Genomic DNA, 19,333 nt, shown 5'->3' on the forward strand with positions numbered 1-19,333 from the left:
ATCGACTACAATTATAGGTGAAACTTGAGGATTAGGAAATCCGCAGGAATATTTGACGCTTACTGTTTATGAGGTTTCTTCTACTTTTCCTGAAATTTCTCTGAACATGAAAAGAACGACCTGACAAAGGCTTTTCTGCCTTGTCTAAGGTCGTTCTTTTCATGTTTCTATTCTTTTTTCAGGTTATCCAACTTTGCCCTTGTCAGGATAGTGGAGTGTGCCTTGGAATACCCACACCACTATTTTTTGTCAAGCTACACACTGAAAAAATTAGATCCATTTTAGATCCAAAGGACATAAAACAACCCCGGAAATGCCCATTATATCAGCATTTCCGGGGTTCTGTCCGTTATTCGAATTCGCAAAGTTCTATTTGCTTTATGGTGCTTCCTCAGTGTTTTAGTTTTAAAACAGTTCGTTTTCGAACTGTTTTGCATGTATTCGCTATGTTTTTATCTGATTGTATTGTCATTTTATTGTCAGCAACTTATACTGCACCTCTCAAAATTCATCTCCCGACAATCACTTTTTATCCTCTAATCTTTCCATTATACTTCAATTTTCATTCATCAAAAAAGCTCAGAAATTTGCCTTAGTACAAATTCAAATAGTTTGAATCATAAATCAACAATTACTCGATAATTATGGCAACTCTATCTGAACCTAATGTACGTCCACCTTCACGTTATCAGACCGGCGTATTGCAGTATGCGAATGGTGATTTTTCGTGTGATTTGTGGGGAAAAATCCGGATTTTCCGTTGTGTCCGCGTGTTTTTTGGGAATTTTGTTATCATGGTGTTATCATTCTTCTTTTTCATTTTTTTTATTTTTTATCTCGTTTATTGCTTGTTTTACAACATTCTTTACTGAATTCCCTTCATATTCATTAAACAATAACTTTTTATAATTTTCTTGTGTTATTTCTTTTTCTTCCACCTTTTTTCCTTTTTCATCCAACCCCAAATTCTCCCAATATAATATTTCTTCTTTTTCAATATCATAAAATATAATCCTGTTATTAGCAATTCCCATATGATAATATTCAATTAAAACATCAAACATGGCATCTACATAATAATGTAAATTTCCCAAAACAATTTCCAAATAAGGCATATGCTCTCCATTATGAACAATCATATTTCTATTACGATATATTCTCATAATTTGCCATTTTAGTTTTTCTTTATGTCTCATTAATTCTTCAAAAACCGTTTTTGAATTGCAAAATATATGTTTGGAAAATAATTCCATACGATATTGTAAAATTGGATATTCCTCTAACATATTCTTTAATTCATTATAACTCTCCTCTTGCGCTTTTACTCCCAATACCAGTGCTAATTTCACAGGATCTTGTTCGTTTTCTTCTATTTTATCAATAAACTCTTGTCCTCGTTTGCCCAATACAACTAATATATCCTTACATAATTGTTCCATTTGATTATACATATATGATCTATTCAAGATACTTGTCAAAATATTACAAATAACATTTATTTTATCTTCATCACCTGCTCTGAAGCCAACCAAAGTTTCCACCGCAGTCCACAAATCTAACAATTGATTGGTTGCTTCTTTACTGTCCAATGCGCTATTATGTAAACTTACAGCTCTAAAAAAAGATTCTGGTGGATTAACATTATTCAGCAGCTGATCGTCAAAAAAATATGATTGTATTTGTGGCTCATTATTTGCCCTTAGTAATACATTCTTTTCGCTCTTTATAACACTAGTCGAAAGTACATTTAGTTCATCATCAACCTGACTAATTTGTGCTGTTCCTTTAATATATATTGGTCTATGATGTTGACTAATTCTGTGTAGACCAACCACAGTATGGTTACATTACGCCACCGGTTCTTGCTGTCCATATTTTTTTCACTCATCCAGATATTCCTCTCTTTCCTGATTTAGATTTTCCGCCATCTCTGTTTGAATTGTCGGGAACAAATGTGCATATCGATATGTGATCTCCACACTTTCATGTCCTACCCTTTCTCCAATTGCCACCGCAGAATATCCCATATTAATCAACAATGACACATGCGAATGTCGTAAATCATGGATTCGTATTCTCTTCACCCCTGACAACTTCACACCACGATCCATTTCATGATGAAGATAGCTTTTTGAAATTTGGAATATCCTGTCATTTTCATTTAAACCATACAGCATTCCTATATACGATTCTAATTCCTCACTTAAAAACTCCGGCATGGTAATCATGCGATTACTCTTTGCAGTCTTAGGATCCGTAATAATATCCTTCCCCCCTAATCTTTGATAAGATTTATTGATCCGGATCGTACACGCCTGAAAATCAAAATCTGCCGGTGTCAGCGCTAACAACTCTCCCATACGCACTCCACACCAATATAAGATTTCAAATGCATAAAAGGAAATTGGCTTATCCGCCACCGCTTCAATGAACTTCATATACTCTTCTTTTGTCCAGAAAAGCATTTCTTTTGTTCTTTCTTTTCCCATAGATCCTGCCTTACGTGCAGGATTGCTCTTCAAATCATAGAAATTAACCGCATGATTCAAAATCGCACTCAGCTGATTATGGATGGTCTTTAGATAGACCTGTGAATAGCCTTCTCCTTGTTTATTCCGATAGTTCATCATGGTGTTCTGCCACTGTCGAATATCGGAAGGTTTTATTTCCTGCAACTTCTTTTTCGAAAAATATGGGAGAATCTTTTTTTCTACAATATGCTTTTTCGTCAGCCATGTATTATATTTGATTCTAGATTTGATATCATTCAGATAAAGATCCACAAAATCTTCAAAATACATATCCAGACTCAAATTCTCCTTTAATTTAAACGCTCTTTCCCATTCCTGGGCATCACATTTGCGTTTAAATCCCCTTTTCGTCTTCTGCTTTCTTACGCCGGTCCAGTCCTTATAATAGGTTCTTACCTCGTAAGTATTTGACTTTTGGTTTTTAATTACTGTCAAAACATCACCTCCTACTATTCCATTTCATTCATACCGTAAACTCGTTCTTCAAAATATTTACGGCTGATTTTTCCTTTGACAACAACGAAACCTTTTTGCTCCAATTCAGTATTTAACTGACGGATCAAACGATACGCATAGGAATCAGATACTTCTAATTCTTTTGCTACTTCTTTTGCTGATATAAATAATTTACTAGCCATCTATATCCCTCCTTTCTTTTTTCAGTTCATTATCGAACGGTGTATATGCATCATAACATTTCATTTCCGTACTGTCAATAGAATAATTTCAAAAATGAACGGTTTATTTTTATATTTCATTTTTGAACTGTTTATGCTATACTTTTAAGTAACAATCAGCAAAGGAGTGTTTTCTTATGACAGTAGGTGAGAAAATAAGAAAATTCCGGATCGATCAAGGATATACACAGAAAGAATTGGCAATCATGTCCGGATTGAGCGAATCGGCAATTAGAAATTATGAACTTGGGAATCGTTTTCCATCATCAGAACAATTAGAAAAAATAGCAAACTCATTAAAGATTAGTCCATACGCCATGTCTGATCCAAACTTTGATACTTATGTTAGTGTCATGCACGCATTATTTGCTTTAGAGGATCAATATGGTCTGCACGCCTACCGGGATGAATCCGGCGTACCACAACTCATGTTTAAAGACAAAGGACATGATTCTTTAAATATGCTGGATCATATTGGAACATGGGCTGATATGTACCAGAAATTCAGAAATGAAGAGATTACAGAAAAAGAATATTTAGACTGGAAGAGTCAATTCCCAGCTAAATAAGAAGAAATTATTTACAATCATATTAAAAAAGTATTGTCATTTGATTGTCAACGGACATAGAAAGAGCCAAGAAAGCCCGTAAAATAGGCATTTCTTGGCTCTAATATATTATTCGAATTCAATCGTAGCCGGCGGTTTCCCCGTGCAGTCATACATAACTCGGTTAATATGCTTCACTTCATTCACAATCCTGCTGGTGGTCTTCCCAATAACCTCCCACGGAATCTCCGCGCTCTCTGCTGTCATAAAGTCGGTAGTCGTCACTGCTCTAAGCGCAATGGCATAGTCATAGGTTCTCTCGTCTCCCATAACCCCTACAGACCGCATATTTGTCAATGCCGCGAAATACTGGCCAATCTCTCTGTCGATTCCGGCTTTTGCAATCTCTTCTCTCCAGATAGCGTCTGCTTCCTGCACCATCTTGACTTTCTCAGCCGTAACCTCTCCGATGATACGGATTCCAAGTCCCGGTCCCGGGAATGGCTGTCTGAACACCAGATATTCCGGAATGCCCAGTTCCAGACCTGCTTTCCGGACTTCGTCTTTAAACAAATCGCGCAGAGGCTCGATAATTTCCTTAAAGTCTACGTAATCCGGCAAACCTCCTACGTTGTGGTGGGATTTGATAACAGTGGACTCACCGCCTACACCGCTTTCCACAACGTCCGGGTAGATGGTTCCCTGTACCAGGAAGTCCACAGCGCCGATTTTCTTTGCCTCTTCTTCAAAGACACGGATAAATTCTTCGCCGATAATCTTACGTTTTCTTTCCGGCTCTTCCACGCCTTTTAATTTCTCATAGAAACGTTCCTGGGCATTGACACGGATAAAGTTCAAATCATAGTGACCTTCCGGTCCAAAGACTGCCTCAACCTCATCTCCCTCATTTTTACGAAGAAGACCGTGGTCTACGAATACGCAGGTAAGCTGATTTCCGACTGCTTTGGACAGCATAACAGCCGCCACGGAAGAATCCACACCGCCGGACAGGGCGCAGAGCACTTTTCCGTCGCCCACCTTTTCACGAATGGCTTTGATGGACTCTTCCACAAAAGAATCCATTTTCCAGTCACCGGAACACTGGCACACATTGTAGACAAAGTTGGAAAGCATTTTCTTTCCTTCCTGGGTGTGCAGAACTTCCGGATGGAACTGTGTGGCATACAGACCTTTTTCCACGTTTTCCACTGCTGCTACCGGACAGTCAGAGGTATGCGCACTGATTTCAAATCCCGGCGCTGCCTGGGAGATGTAATCGTTGTGACTCATCCAGCAGATAGTCTTTTCAGATACGTTTTCAAAAAGTTTGGACTTCTGATTCACCGTTACTTCGATTTTTCCATATTCTCTTACCGGAGCCTTTTCTACTTTGCCGCCCAGCAGATGCATCATAAGCTGGGAGCCGTAGCAGATTCCCAGAATCGGAACGCCCAGTTCAAAGATTTCCTTCGTATAGGTAGGAGAATCCTCCAGGTAAACGCTGTTCGGTCCCCCGGTAAAAATAATTCCCTTTGGCCCAATAGCCTTAATTTTTTCAATATCTGTTTTATAAGAATAGATTTCACAGTACACATTACATTCGCGCACACGTCTTGCAATTAACTGATTATACTGTCCTCCGAAATCAAGTACAATAACGGTTTCTCTTTTCAAAGAAATGTCCTCCTGTTCTTTATAATGAATAGTTTTCTAAGAGAAAATATATAGAAATAATTATAGATTATTGCCCTCAAATTTACAAGAGCAAAATACTTGTGAAAACTGCCAAATTTTCGCAAATCTTCACTCATGCCTTTTAAACCGGGTTTACATGCACCATGCAGTGCTTCACCAGAGGGAACTTTTCCTCTATTCTGTCATGCACCTGCTGGGCAATTTCATGTCCTTCCCGCAGGGTCATGTTCCCGTCTGCGGCAATTTCGATATCCACATAAATCCTTGCCCCAAACAGTCTGGTATGAAGCATATCAATGTTTTTCACACCTTTCTGACACAGAATCAGTTCCTGCATAGCCTTTTCCGTTTCTTCGTCACAGGATTTATCTACCATCTTGTCTATGGCATCTTTAAAAATGTCATAAGCCGCTTTTACGATAAAAATGCAGATAATCACACTGGCTAAAGGGTCTAAAACCGGAAATCCCAGTCTGGCTCCCAAAATACCCACAAACGCCCCCACCGAAGACAGGGCATCGGAACGGTGATGCCATGCGTCTGCCATCAGGGCCCCGGAGTTTATCTTTTTTGCCGCGCCTCTGGTATACCAGAACATCCACTCCTTAATGCTAATGGAGACCACCGCTGCAATAAGGGCAATCATTCCCGGTACTTCCATACTTCCGGCACTGCCTTCGATAATCTTATTTACTCCCCCGATTCCAATTCCAAGACCTGTGGCGAATAACACCACGGCCAGAATAATAGCTGCCACGCATTCCAGGCGGTCGTGCCCGTACTGGTGGTCTTCATCAGACTGGCGGCTGGCAATGTTGACTCCCAGAATGACTACAATGGTGCTGAACACATCTGAGGCAGAATGCACAGCGTCTGAAATCATAGCACCGGAATGTCCCACAATACCCGCGATCAGTTTAAACAGGGACAAAATCACATTCCAGGCAATGCTCACCGCCGATACCCGCATAGCCGTCTTTCTGTTTTGTTCCTCCGGTGTAGATGCTTCGTTTTGCTTTTTCATACCTTATTCCTTTCTTTTTCATACAATTTAATTGTATGCAACATGAATTCCGGCAAAATAAAAAGCATCTGCGAGACAATATTCGTACTGTCCCGCAGATGTTTATTTTCATCTGCTGCCGCATTCTGCGACCCGGCATGCCAAATTTCCGCTGCCTGCTCAGCCATATTCATTTTGCACAAACAATCTAAGTTTCTGTTATTTTATGTGAAACAACGGGATTTGTCAATGTTTTCCTTTGCTTTTTCTAAAAATTTTCTCCGGAGTCCTGAATAACCAGGCCTAACCGCTTTGCCAGACCTAACGCCTGAAATGTATTCACCACCGCGCCTTCCAGTTCTCCCCTTTCATCAGACAATACAATCCCCTCAATAGAGCTCTTTGTAAAATCCTGGTCTTTCAGCACGGTTTTGAAAAAGTTCGCCTCACGAAAACAGACTTGTTCCCACACCGTGTTGGACATTCTGCATTTGCTGAACCCCGCCTTTGAAAAATCGGTATTCTGTCCCTTGACAGAACTGAATCTTGCTGCGTCAAACACCGCTTCTCCCATATCGCAGTCCTGAAACTGCACATGGTACAGACTGCTTCCGTAAAAATCTGCGCCCCGACCCTTGCAGGACTCAAAGATACAGGATTTAAAGTTTGCATCGCAGAAACTGGAATGGCAAAAGCTGCAGTTGACAAACTTTACATCCTGAAAGAAAGCTTTGTGAAAATCACAGCCCTCAAACCGACAGTTTTGAAACACCGTCTGCCAAAAAGACATTCCGCTGCCGTCAAATTTTGTCAGATATACTTTTTCGATTTTTCTCCTTACAACTTCCGTTTCCTGTTCCTTGGCCTCTTCCAGAAATTCCTTTCCCAGTTTTACCGGAAACAATTCTTTCGGGAGAGAGGGTTCTTTCAATCCTCTTTTCTTCATTTTCCTATCCTCGCTAAACCAGCGCTGCCCGTTTCCACTTTCCTCTTGCGTATCGAATGGTAAAGCTTACCGCGCGGAACAGCCAGTCTATGGTCATGGCCACCCACACGCCGAACACGCCCCAGTACAGATACACACCCAGAACAACGCTGAAACCAATGCGGAAAATCCACATAGAAATAATCGATAAAATCATGGCAAACTTCACATCAGCCGCAGCCCTTAAGGTATTTGGCAGAGAGAAAGACAAGGGCCATATGGTAACCACACAGGCAGAATGGTAAATCAGAATCCAATACGCGTATTCACTGGCTTCTGCCGACAACCCATATATTTTAATAATAAACGGAATGGCCAGCACAACCAGAATATTCATGGCGGCCAAAGCCGCATACGCTGTCTTCATCAGTTTTTTCGTATAATAATGCACCTGTTCAAAATCTCCCGCTCCTACGCACTGAGCCGTCACAGTCAGCATGGCAAAACCGATGGACATACCCGGCAGCACTGCAAAAGTCGCCACATTGTTTGACACCGCATTTGCCGCAATGGAGGCCGTTCCGAATCCCGTTACAATACTCAGCACCAAAATTTTCCCCAGTTGGAACATACTGTTTTCCAGACCGTTTGGAATCCCGATATAGAGAATCTTCTTCAGCAGGCTGATATCTGTCTTAAAAGAAAACGGATGATAAATATGCAGCACATGTTTCTGATTATTCAAAAGCACTAACATCACGACACAGGCCACAGTTCTGGAAACCAGAGTGGGGATGGCAACGCCTTCCACGCCTCTGTGAAAACCGAAAATCAAAAGAGCATTGCCGCAGATATTAATGGCATTCATCAGAAAGGATGTTTTCATAGCCACGGCTGAATTTCCCATAGCCCGGAAAACAGACGCCCCTGCATTATAAAGAGCGGTCATGGGAATAGAGGCAAAGACAATCATCAGATACACATTGCAGTTATACATGACATCCGCATCGATTTTGCCAAACACTACATGTGTGATAAAGTCCCGTCCCAGATAACACACCAGCATCACGCCCAGAGAGGCTTTTAAGGTAAACGAAAGAAGCTGATTTGTCGCTTTACAGGCCATTTCTTCCCGCTTCTTCCCCAAAAACTGCCCGGCAATCACCGCGCCTCCGGTTGCAAGAGCCGTGAAAATATTCAGAATCAGCACCATGACCGTGTCAATGAGAGAAACTCCCGATACAGCCGCCTCTCCCACGCTGGCTACCATAATAGAATCTGCCAGTCCCACAAATGCCTGCAGAAACTGGTCAATAATCAACGGTACAATCAACTTCCGCAAATCAGCATTCGAAAAAAAACGGTTTTTTGTTTCCATAAGAAAACTCCTTTATTGCTGTAATACTTTGCTACAGGTTATTATACTCTCCCTGTTTTCCGGATACAAGTGCTTGTTTTCTTCTATTTTTTCTCTGCCGTAATTGCAGCAAACTTCCCCCCTGTTACCTCTGCCAATTTCTGGGGAGACAGTTTCAGAGTGGTTCCAATCCTTCCTCCGCTTACATAGATTTCTCTAAATTCCTGTGCGCTCTCATGAATCACGGTAGGAAACTGCTTTTTCATGCCCAGAGGGCTGCAGCCGCCCCGGATATAACCCGTCACTTTGTTAATGTCTTTCACATGAATCATTTCTACGGATTTTTCCCCCACTGTCTTTGCTGCTGTTTTAAAGTCCACTTCCTCGGCAATGGGAATCACCAGCACATAATATTCCCGGCTTTTCCCCTGCACCACCAGCGTTTTGAAAGACTGTTCCACCGGCGCCCCTGTCTTCCGGGCTGTGTGCAGACCGTCGATAAATTCATCACATTCATACTGCAGCACTTCATAGGGAATTTTATTTTTATCCAGAATCCGCATGGCATTTGTCTTAATTTCTTTTTCTTTGTGCTTGCCCATTTTTCTTCCTCCTGCCTATAAATTCAGTTTTTTCATAAAGTTTCTGTACAGCACACAGCCTGCCGCGGCAGCAATCAATTCTGCCACAGGGAAAGTCAGCCACACGCCGTAAAGTCCCAGCGTCCCAGACAGCACTATGGACAAAGGAATAATGATTACAAGCTGCCGCAAAAGGGAGACCGCCAAAGACTGTACCCCTTTTCCAAGAGCTTCAAAAGCCCCGGACAGGACGCAGCCCACTGTGGAAATCAGAAATCCTGCTGCGATGATACGCAGCATGGGAACACCGATTTTCATCATTTCTCCATTGGCGTCAAACAGCCTCATAATCACCTGTGGAAAGACCAGAAACAGCACGGTTCCCATGGCCATAATGACCCCCGTAGCCTCCAGGCTGGCCTTTAACGTCTCTTTCATTCTCTTACGGTTTTTGGCCCCGTAATTATAGCTCACAATGGGACGCATACCCTGTATGACCCCATTAGCCGGCATGTACACAAAGGTCTGGATTTTAATATACAGGCCGAACACTGCAATCGCCGTGGCGGAAAAAGCCGCCAGCACGGAATTTAACGCCGCAACCAACAGGGACGGCAGGGACATCATAATAGCCGAGGGAATTCCCACGGTATAAATTTTCCACAGCATGGTTTTGTCCGGACGGAAGCCTTTCAGGCAAATGGGAATTGCTCTGCATTTCTTCACAAAAAAAATCATGGACAAAATCCCTGCCAGAATCTGAGAGGCCACGGTGGCAATCGCCGCCCCCTGCACGCCCATGGCAGGCAGGCCAAACCAGCCGAAGATGAGAATGGGGTCTAAAATAATATTAAAAATGGCTCCTACTCCCTGGAAAATCATAGGCAGAATCATACTGCCTGTGGCCTGAAACAGTTTTTCCGAATACAGATGATACATGCTGCCTATGCTGAAGCACAGCACAATCCGGGTATATTCACAACTCATCTTATAAATCTGCGGATCATCGGTAAAGCCCCGCAGGAAAGGTCCTGTCAAAAACAGGCCCATGAGCACAAACAGCAGCCAGTGTATGCCGCAGCATATAAATCCATGGGCTGCCGCAGATTTTACTTCTTTTTCGTCTTTTGCCCCCAATGCTCTGGCCGCACAGGCATTTAAGCCGATTCCAAAACCGCAGGACACCGCAATAATCAAATTTTGCAGCGGAAAGGCTATGGACACGGCTGTCAAAGCGTCCTCGCTGACCCTTGCCACATACATACTGTCCACAATATTATATAAAGCCTGTATCAGCATGGAAATCATAGGCGGCACAGACATGGAAATCAAAAGGGGCATGACCTTTTTCGTTCCCATTGCGTTTTCTGTCTTCTCCATTTCTCCTACCTCTTCTTTTTATTTTCGTACTTTATACAGGATAGCTATTGAAAGAAAATTTGTCAATCCGCATAATTTGCCTCTTTTGTGCCAGACTATAAAAAGCACAGAAATTTTTACGATTTTCAGGAGGTATTGCCATGGAAAAAGAAAAGAAAAATGCGGCTAAAAACATAGCCGCAGATGACAAATATCATGTAGAGTCCACTTCCGCCCATGACCTGGACGGCTGTGCCACCACAGAAGCCACAGGTATGATTCCCACACCGCCCCAGTCGCAGGGGGAATTAAATTCTTATAAAGCAATTCTGCCTTTTTCTCCGGACTGCTATGTAGAAAAAGATAAAAAATAATTGCTTCCGTTCCCCTGCATTAGCAGTTAGTTGTTCGTATCTCCATCCTCTGCATTCGTTCCAGTACTGCTGTCATTATCGCTGCTGTCGCTACTGTCGCTGTCACTACTGTCGTTGTCACTACTATCGCTGTCGCTGCTGCTGTCACTACTGTTGCTGTCCCCAGAGTTTCCGCTGTCAGAGTCCCCGTCCCCGGACAGACTGCTTCCTGTGGTAATTTCTCCGATTTCCTGCGCTGCAGACTTCAAAGCTGACAGACTGAAGGTTTCCTCTGAATTTTCCTCATGAATACCGTGGGTTTTTGCCAACGCTTCCGTGTAATCAGACAGTTCATACACACCTGCCTCCGTATAATCGGAATTGTAATGCATAACTACAGGAATCAGGCTGTAATCCTCAATCGTCACCTCTCCTGTCTTTGCGTCTTTCTTTAAAGTAAAGTCTGCCAGACCTCCCAGCAGATTTTCTAAAGAAGACTGATTGCTGACAAAGTTTCCAAGAGAATAGTAAACCAGCATGTTCTTTCCGTCCGGTCTTTTTTTCAGTTCATATCCCTTCAGAATATGAGGGTGAGAACAAATCACCACGTCTGCCCCCTGCTCAGCCAGAAAATCAATACGGTTCTGCAGTTTCTCATCCGGCTCTGAGGAATCGGATTTTCCTCCGTGCAGGTAAACAATGGTGACATCTGCTTCTTCTTTTGCCTTCTTTAAATCCGATTTGATATTCTTTTCGGAATAAGTATCTACCATATAAGATTCGTCTTCCGGTATGCTGTGGTTTTCGCTGAGCATACAGCTGTAATTCATCACAGCTACCTTGAAGTTTTTCTTCTCAATAACCTGATAACGCTCTTCTTCCTTGCTGTGAATGCCCAAAAGGGAAACTTTTGGATAATTTTTATTCCAGAAAGAAACGGAAGTCGCAATGCCGTCCTCCTGTTGGTCAAAGGCATGCTCCGTAGCCTGTGTCACAATATCAAATCCTGCATTTGCCAGTGCGTCTCCCACTTCCTCAGGAGTGGCGAAATCAGGATACCCTGCAGCTTTATCATGGTCTTTCTCCAAAGGCGTTTCCTGATTCACAGAGGCCAAATCCGCATCCTTAATGACCTTTTTTATATTTTCATACAGGAAATCAAAGTTCCAGTCATTCTCCTTTCCTGCGTTAATCAGTGCATCGTGAATCAGATTATCCCCTGCAGCTACCATATGCAGGGTATTATTCTCTTCTTCTGCCTTTGCTTTCGCCTCTGTCTCTTTCTGCTTCTCCTGGGCTGCTTTGGCTTTTTTCTCTTCTATTTTTCCGTGTATGGCAAAGGCGGCTGCCCCTATGACCAAAATAGCCAGGCCAGCTCCTGCCATCATCATCTTCTGGCGTCTGATTTGCTGCTGGCGTCTCTTTCTGGCTATCGCAATCCTTCTACGCCTCTCCAGTTCCAGCCTTCTTTCCTCTTCCTCCCGCTGCTCTCTTCTCGTACGACGTTCGCTCATAGTTCTATCCTTTCTGTAATTCTTCCTGCCAATTTATACATCTTTATTATTTTTTAATTTGCAATTCTATAAAAACAGTTGTATCATAGCTTGCGTACTAAAATTGTGAACAATTTATTGCTCATTTATTAACTACAATACCCATAATAATATGAAAGTGAAGATTATGTCAACGAAATCAAGAAATTATTTTTTGGACAACTACAAAGCATTGCTGATTCTGCTTGTAGTCATGGGACATTTTATTGAGCCCTGTCACACAAACAACCCTGTTTTAGAATCCTTAAAGTGGATTATTTTTTCTTTCCACATGCCTGCCTTTATTTTTATTTCAGGCTTCTTCTCCAAAAGAGCCATGAGCCTTGAAAAACTGATTCAAAAGCTGGTGATTCCTTATTTTGTCTACGAACTTCTGTACTATTTCCTGTACGTTTTCGTGATACATAAGGAAACCGGGCTGTACCTGAATCGCCCCAAATTTTCTCTGTGGTATCTGATGGCGCTGTTTTTCTGGAGAATCATTACTCCTTATTTTCAGAAAATCCCTGGAAATATGGCTATCGCCTTTACGGCAGGATTGCTCATTGGCTACACCCAGCTTGGCAACTTTTTCAGTATTCCGAGAACCCTGTTCTTTTACCCGTTTTTCCTGGCAGGCTACTATTTTCAGGAAGACTGGTTTGAAATCCTGCGCCGTCACTGGAAGGCTTTTACCCTCAGCCTGACAGCCTTTGTGTGCTTTTTCCTCGGCACTGCATTCCTGACAGGTACAGAACTGACCACCTTTATTTTCTACGGACGCTATTCCTACGAAGATATGGATATGCCGGGAATGGAAGGTCTGCTGGTACGGGCAGGCTGCTATGTGATTTCTTTCCTGATGTTTTTTGCCCTGTCTGCTGTCATTCCCAGAAAGCGGTACTTTTTCTCCGTGCTGGGCGTGCGCACCATGCCCATTTACCTGTTTCACGGACTGCTTTACAGCGTTTTAAAGGCAACTCCTCTGCTGGAAAATGTAGACACCTATACCGAAACCGTTCTGCTTTTGAGTTCCTGTGTGGGAATTACCTTCCTGCTGGCCTGTGACCGCCCCAATCGGTTTGTAAACCGTATCTCTTCCTTTCCGGTGCGTCTGCCGAAGCTGCCAAAGCTGCCCGGACCTCCTGCACTGCGGGGCGGACAACTCCCCTTTTTCCGCTCTAAAGGCAGAATGGCACGTTAGAACCGCTCTTTTCTTCTGCAATATTATTCTTATGAAAAAGACTGTCGCTTTAAGCTGCAATTAGGAGAACTGAACTCCCCATCTGCACTTAAGGCGACAGCCTTTTTCTTATTCCTGATAATCCGTGTTTCACCTCTGCGGTTTCAGTTCCGCAAAATAATCCCTGGTTTCCTTTATGACTACAGAGCTCAGTCCCAAAAGTCCTATCAGATTCGGGAAGGCCATACAGGCATTGGTGATATCTGCCAACAGCCAGATAGGCTGCAGTTCCAGATAAGGCGCAGCCGCCACACAGGCAATATAAAGCACCTTGTATACAAAAATCCACTTCACACTTTTGCACAGGTAAACCAGACATCTTTCCCCATAATAACACCAACTGATAATCGTGGTAAAGGCAAAGAAAATCAATCCGATGGAAACCATATACATTCCCAGATTCCCCGGAAGACCCGAATTATACGCTGCATTGGACAGTTTCCCGCCGTCCAGTCCCGGAACGTCCAGGTAACCGGAAGTGATAACCACAATTCCCGTCATGGTACAGATAACAATCGTTGTAAAAAACACGCTGGTCATGGAAACCAGCCCCTGGCGCACACAGGATTTGGTTTTGGCCGCTGCCACTACAATGGGGGAACTTCCAAGTCCCGCCTCGTTGGTGTACACACCTCTGGCAACGCCTGTCCGCATGGCAGTCATGACTGAAATAAATACTGTTCCTGCCGCCCCGCCCACTGCTGCATGAGGGGTAAAGGCAGAAGTTACAATGAGTTTCAGGGCCTCCGGAATCTGCTGTGCATGAAGAATCAGAATCAGCAGAGAACCCAGCACATAAAACATAGCCATGAAAGGCACAATCAATTCTGCCGCACTGGAAATGGATTTGATTCCTCCCAGCACCACGCAGCCTACCGCCACAGCCACCACCACACCGATGAGCCACACTGGCAGCCCGAAGGCTTCACTGGTGGATTCTGTAATGGCATTGACCTGGGGAAAGGTTCCACAGCCCAGCATGGCCGTCATAATCCCGAAGAAGGCAAACAGCTTTGCCAGCCATTTCCATTTCTCTCCCATACCGTTTTGTATGTAATACATAGGGCCGCCGCAAATCTGCCCGTTCTCATCCACGGAACGGTATTTTACCGCCAGAAGGCCTTCTGCGTACTTGGTAGCCATCCCCAGAAAAGCAGACACCCACATCCAGAAAAGAACGCCCGGTCCGCCTGCCCGCAAAGCTGTAGCCACACCCACAATACTTCCTGTACCAATGGTAGCCGCCAGAGCAGTACACAGGGAAGCAAACGCCGACACATCCCCCTCTCCCTCTTCTTTTTGAAAAATATACTTAATAGCCAGACCCAATTTTGTAATCTGGAGACCTTTCAGTCTTATGGTAAAATACAACCCCGTTGCCAGAAGCAAAAGCAACGTAGGCGGTCCCCATACCACGGTCTGTATCTTTTCTAAAACAGGCAGCAAACGATTCATTTTCACACCTCTTCTCAGCCGATTCCCTTATAAACCAGTCCCAGAATAAATACAACTACAGCCAAAGGCACATAAATATATTTTGCCACTGGTTTAAAAAGCCCCGGAAGTCTCTTTTCTCTTCCCGTTTCCAGTTCCTCTTTGATTCTGTCAAAGCCCAGGATATAGTAGATAGAAACCGCACCCAGCACAGCGCCAAAAGGAACCACAATAATGGTAATAAAGTCCATCCAGTGCCCCACTCTTGCCTCTTCTTCCAGGAACAGACCTACCAGCAGAGTCAGACCGCCGCACAGCAGTACTGCATGATTTCTCTTTATCTGGAATTTATTCTGCCAGCTTTCAATCACTGCCTCAAACATATTAATAAGAGAGGTAATTCCTGCAAAACATACGGAAAGGAAAAACATCACGGAAAACAACCTTCCCATAGGCATCTGCTTGAAAATGTTCGGAATGGTTATAAACATCAGAGATGGCCCTGAAGACGGCTCGATTCCGAAAGCAAAAACTGCCGGCATAATGGCCAGCGCGGACAGCATGGCTGCAATGCTATCAAAAAATACCGTCTGAAGAGAAGCCTTTGGAATATCCTCCTTCTTACTCAGATAAGAGCCGTACACAATCATTCCCGAACCGGTAATGGATAAGGAAAAGAACGCCTGTCCCATGGCCATCACCCAGGTATCCATATTCGCCAGCGCTTCCCATTTTGGAACAAAGAGAAATTCGTATCCTTCCTTTGCTCCCGGCAGGAAAAATACACGAACTGCCAGAACTGCAAAAAGCAGAAAAAACAAAGGCATGAGAATCTTATTTGCTTTCTCAATCAGGGGCGCTGCTCCAAACACCAGAAGCAGAACCGTAAGGGCAATGACCAGAATGTGCCAGGGAACGTTCCCCATCATTGCCGTCACTTCTCCAAAGTATTCTGCAGAGTCTCTTTCCATAACCGTATTCGTCACAGAACCGGCTAAAAATCTCAGAACCCATCCAATAATAACAGAATAGCCGATAGCAATGCCCAGAGAGCCAAGAAGGGGAATCCATCCTATGATTTTTCCTATTTTTTTCTTATGAATAGCAGACCAGCAATGCTCGTAAGCCCCCAGTGTTCCCGTTCCTGCCCTTCTTCCAATGGCAAATTCTGCGGAAAGTCCCACAAAGCCAAAAAGACAAGTAAACAAAATATATGGTATCAAAAAGGCCGCCCCGCCGTATTCGCCCAGACGATAGGGGAACATCCAGATATTTCCCAGTCCTACCGCAGAGCCTACACAGGCAAGCACAAACCCTAAAGAGTTGGTAAAACTCCCGTTTTTATGCGTATGCATCTATTTTTACCTCCTGCTGCGTTAAATTTTAAAACTATGCCTCTTCAATGTAACAAAGAACCCTGGGAAAGTCAACCAAAACCCTTGGACTTTCTGACGTTTTTTTTGCAGATTTGTGGTATATTTATGTTTGATATATTTACACAGGAGAGATACTTATGGATACTTTTATTTTTATCCTGGAAATCATAGGAACCATCGCCTTTGCATCATCCGGCGCTATGATTGCCATTGAGAAAAAAATGGATATTTTCGGAGTCAATATTCTGGGTGCCACCACTGCGGTTGGGGGCGGTATTATGCGTGATGTAATTTTAGGGGTCACGCCTCCCACGGCCTTTGCCAAACCGGTCTATATCCTGTTTGCGGCTCTGACCTCCACCCTGCTTTTTGCCATTGTATACACCACTCCGAACATTCTGCATTCTAAAATAAAGAATAAAATCTATGATAAAATCATGCTCTGGTGCGATACTGTGGGGCTTGGCATCTTTACGGTACTGGGTATTCAGACAGCTTCCCGGCTGGTGACAGAAGACAACCCTTTCTTCTTTATTTTCATCGGTGTGCTCACCGGTGTAGGCGGCGGCGTGGTGCGTGACATTATGGCTGGGGAGACCCCTTATATTCTGGTGCGGGAAATCTATGCCAGCGCCTCCATTGCAGGTGGCATTGTCTATATAGCGTGCCGAAATTCTGTAGGCGAGGCCTCCGGCATGCTTCTGGGTCTTTGTGTCACCGTGGTTGTCCGGGCTCTGGCCACACATTTTCACTGGAATCTCCTGCGGATTCATTGACGTACCGCAAAAAAGTGCTATACTTAATAGAAAATGTGTGAAGGAGATGTTAAGCCATGAGCAAAATTGATGAAGTCAGAAAAGCAATGGTCACTGCCATGAAAGCAGGTGACAAAGAACGGAAAGAATCTCTGTCCATGCTGCTGTCCGCTCTGAAAAACAAAGCCATTGACAAGCGCGAAGATTTGACAGAAGCAGAAGAAAACGAAGTGGTTTTAAAAGAAATCAAACAGACAAAAGAAACTCTGGAACTGACCCCGGAGGACAGAACAGACCTGATAGAAGAATGTACCAAACGAATTGCCGTATATGAAGAATTCGCCCCGAAAATGCTGAATGAGGACGAAATCAAAGAAGTGATTCAGGGTGTGCTTACAGAACTGGAAATCACAGTTCCTACAGGCAAAGACAAAGGCCGCATTATGAAAGTACTCATGCCTAAGGTAAAAGGCATTGCCGATGGAAAACTGGTCAATCAGGTGCTGGCTTCCATGCTGCAGTAAACCCTCTCTGTTTTTAAATGAGGCTGCCGCACTTTATGCGGCAGCCTCATTTCTTCTAATCTAAAATTTGCCCTTCTGTGGAAATAGTCACCACCTGCCAGGGAAGGAATTTTCCGCTGTTTTGAAGCGCTTTCTTTACCGCCATCTCCAGACCTCCGCAGCAAGGCACCTCCATACGAAGAATGGTTACACTTCTGATGTCATTGTTTTTTATAATTTCTGTCAGCTTTTCGCTGTAATCTGCCCCGTCCAGTTTCGGACACCCGATAAGGGTAATTTTTCCTTTCATAAAGTCCCTGTGAAAATCAGCATAGGTATAAGCCGTACAATCTGCTGCAATCAGCAGCTTTGCTTTGTGAAAATACGGCGCATTTACCGGCACCAGCTTTATCTGACAGGGCCACTGTCTAAGCCGGGATATCCCTGCCTCATCATAAGGCGCTGCTTCCCGCTCCACAAAGGTAATTGCACCTGTAGGACACTGAGGCAGGCAATCTCCCAGTCCGTCACAGTAATCCTCCCGCAAAAGTCTGGCTTTCCCGTCTACCATACCAATAGCACCCTCGTGGCAGGCTGAAGCACAGAGTCCGCAGCCGTTACATTTCTCTTCCTGTATTTCAATAATTTTCCGAATCATCTTGTACCTCCCTTGCTTTTGTGTCCTTATCATACTATAATGCAGACAGCAATTCAGTGGTTAAAACCACGGAAAGGAAGACTTATGGAAATTTTTCAAATTCCTATCTTTCATAAAATCAATAAAGAAGAACTGGATTTACTAAGACAACAGGGCTGTATGCGCCAGCAGCAATTTCTTAAAAATACCACTATTTTTCACATGGGGGATACCATTTCGGAACTGGGCATTGTCCTGTCCGGAAGCGTGGTGGTAGAGAATACGGATTTGTGGGGAAATCGGAGCATTTTAAGTCATATTTCCCAGGGACAGGTCTTTGCGGAAACTTATGCCCTCTGCGGAGAACCCATGATGGTATCTGCCATAACAGCTGAACCTTCGGAAATTCTGTTTTTAAACCTGGAACGCCTGCAGTATCTTTCGCCAAAGGCAGCGTCCTGCCGTTCTGTCATTATGCAGAATCTGCTGCGGATTTCCGTGCAGAAAAACCTGATTCTCTCCAACCGAATTTTCTGCACCACCCCAAAAACCATCCGGGAGCGCCTTCTGATTTATCTCACGGGACAGGCTGTCCGTACAGGCAGCACAGCTTTTGAAATCCCTTTTGACCGTCAGGGTATGGCCGACTATCTCAATCTGGACCGCAGTGCGCTTTCCAAAGAACTGGGAAAAATGCGAAAAGAAGGTATTCTGGATTTTCATAAAAACAAATTTACCCTTTATCAGAAACTGGACTAAAAAAGTTCTAAGTCAGCAACCACCAGTTCAACTGGTGGTTTGATATTAGCCCTCAAAAGGGCTTT

Annotated in this window: 19 protein-coding genes and 1 riboswitch; of the genes, 6 read left to right on the forward strand and 13 right to left on the reverse strand. The window is 43.6% G+C overall.

The features are described 5' to 3' along the window. Nucleotides 1-803 precede the first annotated feature (803 nt). Genes G5A70_RS14685 through G5A70_RS14695 form a run of 3 tightly spaced genes read right to left on the reverse strand, consistent with a single transcriptional unit; the run spans nt 804 to nt 3,169 of the window. A complete protein-coding gene (locus G5A70_RS14685; protein WP_173750215.1) occupies nt 804-1,835 on the reverse strand; it encodes a hypothetical protein in 1,032 nt (343 codons plus the stop codon). 45 nt (nt 1,836-1,880) lie between these two features. Beyond that, nucleotides 1,881-2,966, reverse strand: coding sequence for a site-specific integrase (locus tag G5A70_RS14690; RefSeq protein WP_173750216.1), 1,086 nt, complete (start codon nt 2,964-2,966; stop codon nt 1,881-1,883). A gap of 14 nt (nt 2,967-2,980) precedes the next feature. Beyond that, nucleotides 2,981-3,169, reverse strand: a complete 189-nt coding sequence (locus G5A70_RS14695) for a hypothetical protein (protein ID WP_008976824.1) — start codon at nt 3,167-3,169, stop codon at nt 2,981-2,983. Between the two features lie 176 nt (nt 3,170-3,345). Here G5A70_RS14695 and G5A70_RS14700 point away from each other — a divergent pair, with 176 nt between their 5' ends. Next, entirely contained in the window at nt 3,346-3,777 is a 432-nt protein-coding gene (locus G5A70_RS14700; RefSeq protein WP_016439640.1) for a helix-turn-helix domain-containing protein, read from the forward strand. A 108-nt stretch (nt 3,778-3,885) separates the two neighbouring features. On the opposite strand, the gene guaA is transcribed toward G5A70_RS14700, so the two are convergent. The 6 genes from guaA to G5A70_RS14730 all read right to left on the reverse strand — a co-directional run bounded on the left by guaA (nt 3,886) and on the right by G5A70_RS14730 (nt 10,697). After that, the gene (guaA, locus tag G5A70_RS14705; RefSeq protein ID WP_180211162.1) at nt 3,886-5,430 is read right to left on the reverse strand and encodes a glutamine-hydrolyzing GMP synthase; all 1,545 of its coding nucleotides are present in this window, start codon (nt 5,428-5,430) and stop codon (nt 3,886-3,888) included. Between the two features lie 142 nt (nt 5,431-5,572). After that, nucleotides 5,573-6,475 (reverse strand): cation diffusion facilitator family transporter, encoded by a 903-nt coding sequence (locus tag G5A70_RS14710; RefSeq protein ID WP_173750217.1) that lies wholly within the window; start codon nt 6,473-6,475, stop codon nt 5,573-5,575. Between the two features lie 85 nt (nt 6,476-6,560). Next, a riboswitch (NiCo riboswitch) is annotated at nt 6,561-6,649 on the reverse strand. 73 nt (nt 6,650-6,722) lie between these two features. Beyond that, nucleotides 6,723-7,400 (reverse strand): pentapeptide repeat-containing protein, encoded by a 678-nt coding sequence (locus G5A70_RS14715; RefSeq protein ID WP_173750218.1) that lies wholly within the window; start codon nt 7,398-7,400, stop codon nt 6,723-6,725. Nucleotides 7,401-7,413: 13 nt separating this feature from the next. Continuing rightward, nucleotides 7,414-8,757, reverse strand: a complete 1,344-nt coding sequence (locus tag G5A70_RS14720; protein WP_173750219.1) for an MATE family efflux transporter — start codon at nt 8,755-8,757, stop codon at nt 7,414-7,416. 83 nt (nt 8,758-8,840) lie between these two features. After that, nucleotides 8,841-9,338, reverse strand: a complete 498-nt coding sequence (gene ybaK, locus G5A70_RS14725; RefSeq protein WP_173750220.1) for a Cys-tRNA(Pro) deacylase — start codon at nt 9,336-9,338, stop codon at nt 8,841-8,843. Nucleotides 9,339-9,353: 15 nt separating this feature from the next. Next, nucleotides 9,354-10,697, reverse strand: a complete 1,344-nt coding sequence (locus tag G5A70_RS14730) for an MATE family efflux transporter (RefSeq protein ID WP_173750221.1) — start codon at nt 10,695-10,697, stop codon at nt 9,354-9,356. 140 nt (nt 10,698-10,837) lie between these two features. On the opposite strand from G5A70_RS14730, the gene G5A70_RS14735 reads away from it, so the two are divergent. Further along, nucleotides 10,838-11,050, forward strand: a complete 213-nt coding sequence (locus G5A70_RS14735; protein ID WP_173750222.1) for a GTPase — start codon at nt 10,838-10,840, stop codon at nt 11,048-11,050. A gap of 26 nt (nt 11,051-11,076) precedes the next feature. On the opposite strand, the gene G5A70_RS14740 is transcribed toward G5A70_RS14735, so the two are convergent. Next, nucleotides 11,077-12,543 (reverse strand): CapA family protein, encoded by a 1,467-nt coding sequence (locus G5A70_RS14740; RefSeq protein ID WP_173750223.1) that lies wholly within the window; start codon nt 12,541-12,543, stop codon nt 11,077-11,079. Between the two features lie 166 nt (nt 12,544-12,709). Between G5A70_RS14740 and G5A70_RS14745 the strand changes: the two genes are divergently transcribed. Continuing rightward, the gene (locus G5A70_RS14745; protein WP_173750224.1) at nt 12,710-13,765 is read left to right on the forward strand and encodes an acyltransferase family protein; all 1,056 of its coding nucleotides are present in this window, start codon (nt 12,710-12,712) and stop codon (nt 13,763-13,765) included. 129 nt (nt 13,766-13,894) lie between these two features. Here the strand turns inward: G5A70_RS14745 and G5A70_RS14750 are convergent, their stop codons facing one another. After that, nucleotides 13,895-15,259 carry an alanine/glycine:cation symporter family protein gene (locus G5A70_RS14750; RefSeq protein ID WP_173750225.1) on the reverse strand — a complete coding sequence of 455 codons (1,365 nt, stop codon included), beginning with the start codon at nt 15,257-15,259 and terminating at the stop codon, nt 13,895-13,897. A gap of 14 nt (nt 15,260-15,273) precedes the next feature. After that, nucleotides 15,274-16,593: a sodium-dependent transporter gene (locus G5A70_RS14755; RefSeq protein WP_173750226.1), complete on the reverse strand. Its 1,320-nt coding sequence runs from the start codon at nt 16,591-16,593 to the stop codon at nt 15,274-15,276. A gap of 158 nt (nt 16,594-16,751) precedes the next feature. Here G5A70_RS14755 and G5A70_RS14760 point away from each other — a divergent pair, with 158 nt between their 5' ends. Next, entirely contained in the window at nt 16,752-17,390 is a 639-nt protein-coding gene (locus tag G5A70_RS14760; RefSeq protein ID WP_173750227.1) for a trimeric intracellular cation channel family protein, read from the forward strand. Nucleotides 17,391-17,446: 56 nt separating this feature from the next. After that, nucleotides 17,447-17,893, forward strand: a complete 447-nt coding sequence (locus G5A70_RS14765) for a GatB/YqeY domain-containing protein (protein ID WP_173750228.1) — start codon at nt 17,447-17,449, stop codon at nt 17,891-17,893. Nucleotides 17,894-17,948: 55 nt separating this feature from the next. Here G5A70_RS14765 and G5A70_RS14770 read toward each other — a convergent pair whose 3' ends face one another. Further along, the gene (locus tag G5A70_RS14770; protein ID WP_173750229.1) at nt 17,949-18,530 is read right to left on the reverse strand and encodes an ATP-binding protein; all 582 of its coding nucleotides are present in this window, start codon (nt 18,528-18,530) and stop codon (nt 17,949-17,951) included. 84 nt (nt 18,531-18,614) lie between these two features. Here G5A70_RS14770 and G5A70_RS14775 point away from each other — a divergent pair, with 84 nt between their 5' ends. After that, nucleotides 18,615-19,268, forward strand: a complete 654-nt coding sequence (locus G5A70_RS14775) for a Crp/Fnr family transcriptional regulator (RefSeq protein WP_173750230.1) — start codon at nt 18,615-18,617, stop codon at nt 19,266-19,268. The last annotated feature ends 65 nt before the right edge of the window (nt 19,269-19,333 follow it).

It is taken from the genome of Blautia hansenii, from assembly GCF_013304445.1.
GTDB lineage: Bacteria > Bacillota > Clostridia > Lachnospirales > Lachnospiraceae > Blautia.

Bases quoted from the DNA above. Each gene is read 5' to 3' on its own strand.
- G5A70_RS14695 (WP_008976824.1), bottom strand. From the start codon at position 3,169: ATGGCTAGTAAATTATTTATATCAGCAAAAGAAGTAGCAAAAGAATTA.
- G5A70_RS14700 (WP_016439640.1), top strand. From the start codon at position 3,346: ATGACAGTAGGTGAGAAAATAAGAAAATTCCGGATCGATCAAGGATAT.
- G5A70_RS14710 (WP_173750217.1), bottom strand. From the start codon at position 6,475: ATGAAAAAGCAAAACGAAGCATCTACACCGGAGGAACAAAACAGAAAG.
- G5A70_RS14715 (WP_173750218.1), bottom strand. From the start codon at position 7,400: ATGAAGAAAAGAGGATTGAAAGAACCCTCTCTCCCGAAAGAATTGTTT.
- G5A70_RS14720 (WP_173750219.1), bottom strand. From the start codon at position 8,757: ATGGAAACAAAAAACCGTTTTTTTTCGAATGCTGATTTGCGGAAGTTG.
- ybaK (WP_173750220.1), bottom strand. From the start codon at position 9,338: ATGGGCAAGCACAAAGAAAAAGAAATTAAGACAAATGCCATGCGGATT.
- G5A70_RS14730 (WP_173750221.1), bottom strand. From the start codon at position 10,697: ATGGAGAAGACAGAAAACGCAATGGGAACGAAAAAGGTCATGCCCCTT.
- G5A70_RS14735 (WP_173750222.1), top strand. From the start codon at position 10,838: ATGGAAAAAGAAAAGAAAAATGCGGCTAAAAACATAGCCGCAGATGAC.
- G5A70_RS14740 (WP_173750223.1), bottom strand. From the start codon at position 12,543: ATGAGCGAACGTCGTACGAGAAGAGAGCAGCGGGAGGAAGAGGAAAGA.
- G5A70_RS14745 (WP_173750224.1), top strand. From the start codon at position 12,710: ATGTCAACGAAATCAAGAAATTATTTTTTGGACAACTACAAAGCATTG.
- G5A70_RS14750 (WP_173750225.1), bottom strand. From the start codon at position 15,259: ATGAATCGTTTGCTGCCTGTTTTAGAAAAGATACAGACCGTGGTATGG.
- G5A70_RS14755 (WP_173750226.1), bottom strand. From the start codon at position 16,593: ATGCATACGCATAAAAACGGGAGTTTTACCAACTCTTTAGGGTTTGTG.
- G5A70_RS14760 (WP_173750227.1), top strand. From the start codon at position 16,752: ATGGATACTTTTATTTTTATCCTGGAAATCATAGGAACCATCGCCTTT.
- G5A70_RS14765 (WP_173750228.1), top strand. From the start codon at position 17,447: ATGAGCAAAATTGATGAAGTCAGAAAAGCAATGGTCACTGCCATGAAA.
- G5A70_RS14770 (WP_173750229.1), bottom strand. From the start codon at position 18,530: ATGATTCGGAAAATTATTGAAATACAGGAAGAGAAATGTAACGGCTGC.
- G5A70_RS14775 (WP_173750230.1), top strand. From the start codon at position 18,615: ATGGAAATTTTTCAAATTCCTATCTTTCATAAAATCAATAAAGAAGAA.